The organism is Herminiimonas sp. (assembly GCF_030645555.1).
Lineage (GTDB): Bacteria > Pseudomonadota > Gammaproteobacteria > Burkholderiales > Burkholderiaceae_D > Oxalicibacterium.
In genome coordinates this window covers 19,263-28,389 of sequence record NZ_JAUSME010000197.1, presented here as the reverse complement: position 1 = coordinate 28,389, position 9,127 = coordinate 19,263, and the positions used below count along the sequence as shown (strand labels likewise).

At 57.4% G+C, this 9,127-nt stretch carries 7 protein-coding genes and 1 tRNA gene; 1 reads left to right on the top strand and 7 read right to left on the bottom strand.

Annotated features, from left to right (window positions below; genetic code table 11):
* The 7 genes from rbfA to Q7T06_RS07660 all read right to left on the bottom strand — a co-directional run.
* On the bottom strand, nt 1-346 hold a 346-nt coding region (rbfA, locus tag Q7T06_RS07690), incomplete at its 3' end, for a 30S ribosome-binding factor RbfA (protein ID WP_304782916.1).
* An 82-nt stretch (nt 347-428) separates the two neighbouring features.
* Nucleotides 429-3,254 carry a translation initiation factor IF-2 gene (gene infB / locus Q7T06_RS07685; RefSeq protein WP_304782913.1) on the bottom strand — a complete coding sequence of 942 codons (2,826 nt, stop codon included), beginning with the start codon at nt 3,252-3,254 and terminating at the stop codon, nt 429-431.
* A gap of 47 nt (nt 3,255-3,301) precedes the next feature.
* On the bottom strand, nt 3,302-4,867 hold the full coding sequence (gene nusA, locus Q7T06_RS07680; protein ID WP_304782909.1) for a transcription termination factor NusA: 1,566 nt from the start codon (nt 4,865-4,867) through the stop codon (nt 3,302-3,304).
* A complete protein-coding gene (gene rimP / locus Q7T06_RS07675) occupies nt 4,864-5,352 on the bottom strand; it encodes a ribosome maturation factor RimP (RefSeq protein ID WP_304782906.1) in 489 nt (162 codons plus the stop codon). The genes nusA and rimP overlap by 4 nt, the downstream gene beginning before the upstream one ends.
* A 296-nt stretch (nt 5,353-5,648) precedes the next feature.
* Nucleotides 5,649-7,310: a 23S rRNA pseudouridine(2605) synthase RluB gene (rluB, locus tag Q7T06_RS07670; protein ID WP_304782903.1), complete on the bottom strand. Its 1,662-nt coding sequence runs from the start codon at nt 7,308-7,310 to the stop codon at nt 5,649-5,651.
* Nucleotides 7,288-8,133, bottom strand: a complete 846-nt coding sequence (scpB, locus tag Q7T06_RS07665; protein ID WP_304782900.1) for an SMC-Scp complex subunit ScpB — start codon at nt 8,131-8,133, stop codon at nt 7,288-7,290. The genes rluB and scpB overlap by 23 nt, the downstream gene beginning before the upstream one ends.
* A 160-nt stretch (nt 8,134-8,293) precedes the next feature.
* A tRNA-Met gene (locus tag Q7T06_RS07660) sits at nt 8,294-8,370 on the bottom strand.
* Nucleotides 8,371-8,520: 150 nt separating this feature from the next.
* On the opposite strand from Q7T06_RS07660, the gene Q7T06_RS07655 reads away from it, so the two are divergent.
* Complete coding sequence (locus Q7T06_RS07655) at nt 8,521-9,108, top strand: NUDIX hydrolase (RefSeq protein ID WP_304782897.1); 588 nt, start codon at nt 8,521-8,523, stop codon at nt 9,106-9,108.
* The last annotated feature ends 19 nt before the right edge of the window (nt 9,109-9,127 follow it).

Here is a 9,127-nt window from a genome sequence, read left to right as displayed (position 1 = left end):
CGATCAGCAGCGACATTTCCATGCCGCGCGAGGTCGAGGTGTCGTGCACGAAGTGCAGCATCGGCAGCGTGTGGATGTGCAGGCGCTTGCCCAGCTGGTTGCGGATGAAGCCCGCAGCGGCGCCCAGGCCGTCCACCGTGTTCTTGATCGACTCCTTGTCGTCCTTGAACATGGTGAAGAACACCTTGGCATGCGCGTAGTCCGGCGTGATCTGTACTTCGGTGATCGTGATCATCCCGATGCGCGGATCTTTCAACCCGTACGCAATGATTTCGGCCAGGTCGCGCTGGATCTGGTCGGCCACGCGAAGACCGCGGGCGGGAATGGTTTTGCTATGTTTGGCCATGATTTATTCTACTCTTTAAAAAACGAGGGGCGGAATATGCGCCAAAAGCGCATTCCGCCCCACGGTGACCGGTGTCCTGCTTTTACAGGGTACGGGCGATCTCTTGAACTTCGAATACTTCGAGGACGTCGCCGACTTCGATATCGTTGTAGTTCTTGAGCGACAGGCCGCACTCGAGACCGGCGCGTACTTCTTTCGCGTCGTCCTTGAAGCGCTTGAGCGAATCGATCTCGCCAGTCCACACCACGATATTGTTGCGCAGCAGGCGGACCGAAGACGAACGCTTGACCACGCCATCGGTGACCAGGCAACCGGCAATCGCGCCCACTTTCGAGACCAGGATAACCTGGCGAATCTCGACCGCACCGGTGATGTGCTCGCGCTTTTCCGGCGCCAGCATGCCCGACAGCGCTGCCTTGATCTCGTCGATCGCATCGTAAATGATGTTGTAGTAGCGGATGTCCACGCCGTTCGACTCTGCCAGCTTGCGCGCCTGGGCGTCGGCACGGGCGTTGAAGCCGATGATGACCGCTTTCGATGCGACTGCAAGGTTGACGTCCGACTCGGTAATGCCACCAACTGCTGCGTGCACAACCTGTACCCGCACTTCCGACGTCGACAGTTTCTGCAGCGAGCCAACCAGCGCTTCCTGCGAACCCTGCACGTCGGTCTTGATAATGACCGGCAGGTTCTTGACTTCGCCTTCGCCCATGTTCTCGAACATGTTCTCCAGCTTGGCCGCCTGCTGCCTGGCCAGTTTGACGTCGCGGAATTTACCTTGACGGAACAGACCGATTTCACGCGCCTTGCGCTCGTCAGCCATGACCATGACTTCTTCACCGGCGACAGGTACTTCGGTCAGGCCCTGGATCTCGACCGGAATCGATGGACCAGCTTCGTTGATCGCCTTGCCGTTTTCGTCCAGCATGGCGCGTACACGGCCATACGACGAACCGGCCAGGATCACGTCGCCGCGCTTGAGGGTACCCGACTGCACCAGGATGGTCGCAACAGGACCGCGGCCCTTGTCGAGACGGCCTTCGACCACCAGGCCACGGGCCGGCGCGTCGATCGGTGCGGACAGTTCCAGAATCTCGGCCTGCAGCAGTACCTGCTCGAGCAGCGCATCGATGCCTTCGCCGGTCTTTGCCGACACTGGCACGAACGGCGATTCGCCACCGTATTCTTCAGGCACGACCTGCTCGGCCACCAGTTCCTGCTTGACGCGGTCAAGGTTGGAACCCGGCTTGTCGATCTTGTTGATCGCAACAACCAGTGGCACACCTGCTGCCTTGGCGTGGGCAATCGCTTCCTTCGTCTGCGGCATCACGCCGTCGTCGGCTGCGACCACCAGGATGACGATGTCGGTTGCCTTCGCACCGCGGGCACGCATGGCGGTAAACGCTTCGTGACCTGGCGTATCGAGGAAGGTGATCATGCCGCGTGGCGTATCGACGTGGTACGCGCCGATGTGCTGCGTAATGCCACCAGCTTCGCCCGATGCAACCTTGGCGCGGCGGATGTAATCGAGCAGCGAGGTTTTACCGTGGTCGACGTGACCCATGACGGTAACGACAGGTGCGCGCGGCTTCGATTCGAAGTGAGCGTGCTCACCCTGGTCGGCCAGCAGCGCTTCCGGATCGTCGAGTTCAGCCGCGAATGCCTTGTGGCCCATCTCTTCAACCAGGATCATAGCCGTTTCCTGGTCCAGCACCTGGTTAATGGTGCACATCTGGCCCAGCTTCATCAGCTGCTTGATCACTTCGGATGCCTTGACGGACATCTTGTGCGCCAGTTCGGCGACGGTGATGGTTTCAGGGACGTGGACGTCCTTGATGACCGCTTCCGTCGGCGCCTGGAAATTGGTTTCGCGGTCGTCGCTATGCGAATTGCGGCGGCCACCTTTGGCGCCACCGCGCCATGCGTCACGGCCACCAGCCGAACCGGTGTTCCCGCGTGGCTTGATGCCGCCGCCAGGTGCACCGCGTTTTTTCGCGTCGTCCGACCAGGTCGAGGAAACGTTCGCGGACTTGATCGACTTCTTGTCGGCGGTCAGCGGCTTTTTCTCGTCCTTCTTCTCGCCAGGCTTTTTATCGGCAGGCTTGTGCAGCGTGCCTTCCGGCGACTTGGCCTTGATGGCGGCAACCGGAGCGGCGACAGGCTCGGGAGCCTTGATCGCGCGGCGCGGCGCATTCATCATCGCCTTGATCTGCGCGACTTCGTCGGCCACGGCCTTGCGGGCCTTGTCGTTCGCTTCAACGCGTTCGGCAGCTTCCTTGGCAGCGGCGGCAGCCTTCTTCTTGGCTTCGTCGGCAGCAGCTTTCTTGGTCTCGTCGGAAGCGGCAACACCAGCGCTCGCGGCAGCGCTTGCTGCGCGCTTGGCTTCGGCATCGGCTTCACGCTTGGCGTCGGCATCGGCCTGCTTGGCCTGTGCTTCCTTCTCGGCGTCGAGCTTGGCCAGGCGTTCCTGCTTTTCACGCAGGTCCGCTTCCTGGCGAGCAATCAGCTCTGCCTGGCGGCGTGCGTCGTCTTCGCGGCGCGCTACTTCAGCGGCGTCGATGACAGGTGCTGCCGGCGCGGCAGGCGCCGGAGCCGCAACAGGTTCATCGCGCTGCACGAAGGTGCGCACTTTCTTGACCGCTACCTGGATGGTGCGCGATTTACCGGAGGCGTCAGCCTGCTTGATCTCAGTCGTTTCCTTGCGCGTCAGCGTGATCTTCTTTTTCTCGCCGTCCGTGGTCGACCCGTGGGTCTTGCGCAGGTGGTTCAACAACTTATCCTTATCATCTTTCGACAATGGATCTGACGTCGAACTTTTCTCGACGCCGGCAGAACGCAGCTGCGTCAGCAGCAAATCTGCAGGCATCTTCAGTTCGGTGGCAAATTGGGCTACGTTGTTACTCGCCATTCAGTCCTCTTTTCTTTGTGTCGCGACAGATGATAAAGATACTCAAATTAAGCCTTGGCCACTTCTGCCAGACTCCAGGCTTTCGCCTGCAGCGACTTGGCGCGGTCGTCGTACTTTGAGTCGACCAGCTTCATCTCGTCGTCGGTCACATCATTAAATTCATTTTTGATCAGTTCACGTGCACGGTCCGACGACAAGGCCAGGATGGCGCCAAATTCGTCGTAAGCGAGCGCAGCGAATGCATCGACGTTCTTGATACCGGCCAGGCCCAGCTTGCCCGCAGTGTTGCGGTCCATGCCTTCCAGGTTCACCAGCTGCTCGTCCATGCCTTCCAGGCCTTCTTCCGAAGCGATTGCCTCGGTGACCAGCGCGTCACGGGCACGGGTACGCAGTTCGTTGACGGTATCTTCGTCGAACGATTCGATGTCGAGCATTTCCGAAATCGGCACGTAGGCGATTTCTTCCAGGCTCGCGAATCCTTCTTCCACCAGGATGTCCGCGACTTCCTGGTCGACGTCCAGCTTTTCCATGAACAGGGCACGCACCGCTGCAGTTTCCTGCGCCGATTTGTTTTCCGATTCCTCGGCCGTCATGATGTTGATCTTCCAGCCGGTCAGCTCGGCGGCCAGGCGCACGTTCTGACCGCCGCGACCGATGGCGATGGCGAGATTTTCTTCGTCAACCACGACATCCATCGCATGCTTTTCTTCATCAACCACAATCGAAGAAACATTGGCCGGGGCCAGTGCGCCGATGACGAATTGCGCCGGATCTTCCGACCACAACACGATATCCACACGCTCGCCACCCAACTCACCGGTAACGGCCTGCACGCGCGAACCGCGCATGCCGACACAGGTACCGATAGGATCGATACGCTTGTCGCTGGTGAATACTGCAATCTTGGCGCGTACGCCTGCATCGCGGGCAGCAGATTTAATTTCCAGCAAGCCTTGCTCGATCTCGGGTACTTCGAGTTCAAACAGCTTCATGATGAATTCAGGCGCAGTGCGCGACAGGATCACTTGCGGGCCGCGTGCATTGCGGTCTATGCGCAGGATATAGGCACGGACGCGATCACCGATACGCAGGTTTTCTTTTGGAATTGTCTGGTCGCGTGGCAAACGTGCTTCGATACGGCCGGATTCGACTATCGCATCGCCGCGTTCCATCCGCTTGATGGTGCCGGTAACCAGCGAATCACCGCGCTCCAGGAAGTCAGCCAGGATTTGCTCGCGTTCAGCATCACGTATGCGCTGCAATACAACCTGCTTGGTATCCTGTGCAAAACGACGACCGAATTCCACCGATTCAATCGGCTCTTCAATGTGATCGTCCACTTCGATATCGCCAATTTGTTCCTTGGCTTCAAAGTGCAGAATTTCCTGATCAGGCAATTGCAGGCCCGCATCGTCAGGCACCACGTGCCAGCGACGGAAGGATTCGAATTCGCCGGTTTCGCGATCGATAGATACACGGATGTCGACATCGCCTTCGTAGCGTTTCTTGGTCGCTTGCGCGAGTGCGTGTTCCAACGCTCCAAACACGATGTCCGGATCGACGTTTTTTTCGCGCGCCAGCGCATCTACCAACTGTAAAATTTCGCGACTCATGCTTTGCGACTCCTAAAATCCACTTTCGGCACCAAATGTGCCTTGTCTACATCAGCGAGCGTAAATTCAAGCTTCGCCGGCCCCTCGTTTCCTTCAAATTCCAGCGCCAGAGTCTCGCCCACCGGTTCCAGCAAAATGCCCTGGAACGACTTGCGATTGGCCGCATTCGGCATCGGCAAGCGCAATTTTACCAATGCCTCGGCACCCGTAAAACGCACATAATCCGACAGCTTTTTCAGCGGCCGGTCCAAACCCGGCGACGACACTTCCAGCCGTTCATAATTGGCGTTTTCAACCGTCAATACATGCAGCAACTGGTGTGTGACTTTTTCACAGTCTTCTACCGTGATCGAACCTTTTTCCGCCGCATCTTCCGGCGTAAAGTCTATATATACACGCAGCAAACCACGGGCAGCCTGTTCAAAATTGACCAGTTCATAGCCCATGCCCACCACGGTTGTTTCAATCAGCGCCGACAACTGCAAAGGAATTCTCCGAATAACGTCAATCGCGGCCACATCTGCAGCCGGAATTGAATACAACAACGCAAACTGTTCAACAAAAAAAAAAATGGGCATCCGCCCATCTTTTTTATCATTCCAGCCGCCAAATTCAATGCCAAAAACATAAGTATTTGGCTGGCGACCTTCGTTAACTGCCGAATTATAGTTGATTACCCGTCATACCGCAATGTGGGAATCCCTGCGGCACGGCTATCGGCACTCAACTATTACTCGAAATCCGGCGCACCCATGGCTGCGCCGGACGAACGACAAAAGAATTAAACTTTCGAACGACGACGCGGGCCGCCTTGTCCGCCCTGGCCACCTTGCGGACCATTGCCGCGCGCCGGGCCGTTGCCGCCTGGGCCACGACCGGGACCGCTGCTGCGGCGCGGCTGACCCATGCCGGGAAATCCGAGTGCGGTTTGCAGCGGATCTGGTTGACGGCTGCGCGCCTGACCCTGGCGACCCGCCGGCTTGCCCGGATTCTGTCCTTGTCCTTGCGTGCGTCCCTGGCCGGCGCCAGCGCCCTGCCATAGTCCCGGGCTGCGTGACTGACCCATACCGCTATCTGCGCGTGGCGCACGATTGCCGTTACGATCGCCGTTGCGATCGCCAGAACTGGCACGCCCCTTGGATGGCGCGCCTTCAGTCGATTTTTTCTCCAGACCGCTCAGCGCCATCAAATCGCGCACTGCGTGCTCTTCCATTTCTTCCCAGCGACCGCGCTTGAGATTTTTCGGCAAAGTCAGTGCACCGTAGCGTGTACGAATCAGGCGCGAAACCGTCAAACCGATCGCCTCGAACATGCGGCGCACTTCGCGGTTACGGCCTTCGCCGATGGTGACGCGATACCATTTGTTGACGCCTTCACCGCCGCCGTCGGCGATCCTGGAGAATTGCGCCAGACCGTCTTCGAGCTCTACGCCGGCCAGCAATTTCTGCCGCATGCCTTCTTCGAGCTCACCCAGCGTACGCACTGCATATTCGCGATCGATGCCGTAACGCGGATGCATCAGGCGGTTCGCCAGATCCCCCGAGGTCGTAAACAGCAACAAGCCTTCGGTATTGAAATCGAGACGACCGACAGCCAGCCATTTGGCGGCTTTCATCGTCGGCAGGCGATCGAATACTGACGGACGCCCTTCCGGATCGTTGGTGCTGACAATTTCGCCGGCTGGTTTGTGATACATCAGTACGCGTGGCGGTTTGCTGCTGACCTTGCGCTGGATCAGCTTGCCGTTGATACGCACCTGGTCGGTCGGCAAAATGCGCTGGCCGATATGGGCTGGCTCGCCGTTGACTGATACGCGACCGGCAATAATCAACTCTTCCATGTCGCGGCGCGAACCGAGACCGGCTTCCGCCAATACCTTGTGTAACTTAGGCGCATCATCATCGGCGGTCAAATCGCGGCGCACGGTTTTTTGTTCCTTGCGGCCCTTGCCGCCAGCCTTGTCGTCATCGCTGGCCAGCGCATCAAACGCTTCGGATGTGACAAAGGAAAATACTTCATCTGCATCGCCGGCTTTGGATGGCGGTTTGCCGCCACGATTCGGGCCTGCAGCACCTGCTTTGCCGCGCGCTTTTTGCGGACCTTTTACACCGGGCTGACGATCATCACGGCGCGGCGCGCGTTCGCGACGACCTTCGTCTGAAACAGGTCGCGCATCATGCCCTGCCGCTGGCTGGGCTTCAGCGCCGTCTGCACTGACAGGCTGCGACTCGCCATTCTCATTATTGAGCGAACCAGTGCGCGGCGCATTGCGGGCGCGACGCAAGGTGCGCGGACCGCGCAAGCCGCGCTTGGCCGGCTTGGCTGCATTATTTTCGTTAGTGGATGCAGCGTTTTGTTCGGTCTCGCTTCGATCCGCGCGCTCTACCGGCGACGCGTCATTGATCGGCGTATCAGGCGTGTTAGTTTTTGTTGGGTGATTCATCGTTCGATTCTTGGTTGTGTTGACTTGCGACGTCAACCACCGTCAAGTCGGGTGCCGCGTCAGCGGGAATGGCTTCGGATTGCGAAGCCGGGATTGCACTTGTATTAGTTGTCATATCGTCGACGCTATCTGGAGCGTCAACGGTAATGGAAAGTTCAGCTGATTCGACGGCATGCGCTTCGTCTTCGGCGCTATCGGCATCTGCAAAATCGATCGCCGTCTGATCCAGGTGCGCCTGTATTTCTGCTTCCAGCGTTTGCATTTCCAGCAATACGCTGCCTTGCATATCGCCCTTCTCTACTTGCTGCAGCGGCGGCAATTGATCCAGCGATGTCAAACCAAGGTCATCCAGAAAATGCTTGGTCGTGGCGAACAGCGCCGGCCGGCCAGGGACATCGCGGTGCCCGATGACTTCTATCCAGTCGCGATCTTCCAGCATTTTGATGGTTTGCGAATTGACCGTGACGCCACGGATTTCTTCGATATCGCCGCGCGTAACCGGCTGGCGATAGGTAATGATGGCGAGCGTTTCCAGAGTTGCGCGCGAATATTTCGGCGGCTTTTCCGGGTTCAGTCGCTCCAGATAGATTTTCATCTCCGGGCGGCTTTGAAAACGCCAGCCGGTCGACAAACTCACGACTTCAATTCCCTTGTCGGCCCAGTCGTCGCGCAATTCTGCAAGCATTTGCTTGATTGCATCGGCATCGATCTGACCGTCTGCATCGCCTTCGACATAAAGCTTTTTCATGTCGTTAATGGACAGTGGCTCGTGAGCGCAAAGTAGCGCTGTTTCGAGGACTTTCTTCGCCTCAGCAATATTCATTTACGATTTTTTACGACTGTTTAGTTGTAATGTGCAGATATATATTCAACGACAGTCATCTCAGATGCTGCCCGGTTAGAGAACCAGTTGATATTGCTGTCCGACGCCCGTTTAGAGGAGATGTAACTATGGGCGGGATTATATAAGACTTGTAAGACTTTGGTTGCGGGGGCAGGATTTGAACCTACGACCTTCGGGTTATGAGCCCGACGAGCTGCCAGACTGCTCCACCCCGCGTCTGAAGATATGAAGTCTACATGGTATCCGCATGCAAAGCAAACTTAATCGCATATTCTTTGCACGGTGATACACTGCCTCACTTGCAAACCCAGTCCGCAGCGGCCTCCGCTACGAGACATACTTAAACGATTTCCGATATCAGTTTCCATGAAATTTTGCTCTGACTGCGCGCACCCCGTTTCACTATCGATTCCGCCAGGCGACAACCGTCCACGTTATGTGTGCAGCAATTGCGGCGCGATACATTACCAGAATCCGAAAATGGTACTGGGCTCGATCCCGGTGTGGGAAGAAGATGGCGAGATGCGCATCCTGTTATGCAGGCGCGCGATTGAACCGCGTCACGGCTACTGGACGCTGCCGGCCGGCTTCATGGAAAACAATGAAACCACGGCCGAAGCAGCGATACGCGAGACAGTAGAAGAAGCCGGTGCGAACATACAGTTGCATGAACTGTTTTCATTACTCAATGTGCCGCACGTGCATCAGGTGCACATGTTTTATCGCGCCACCTTGCTGGACCTGAACTATGCAGCCGGCATAGAAAGCCTGGAAGTGAAAATGTTTGCTGCCGATGAAATCCCGTGGGACGAAATCGCATTTCAAACCGTCAGCCATACCTTGAAATTCTTTTTGGCAGACCATCAGGCGCGCATGACCGGTGGCGCTTACCGCTTTCACACGCTAGACATCCTGAAACCCGCCCCCTATCCTGAAGCGCTGAACATAGACTGAACACCAGTATGAAAAATGG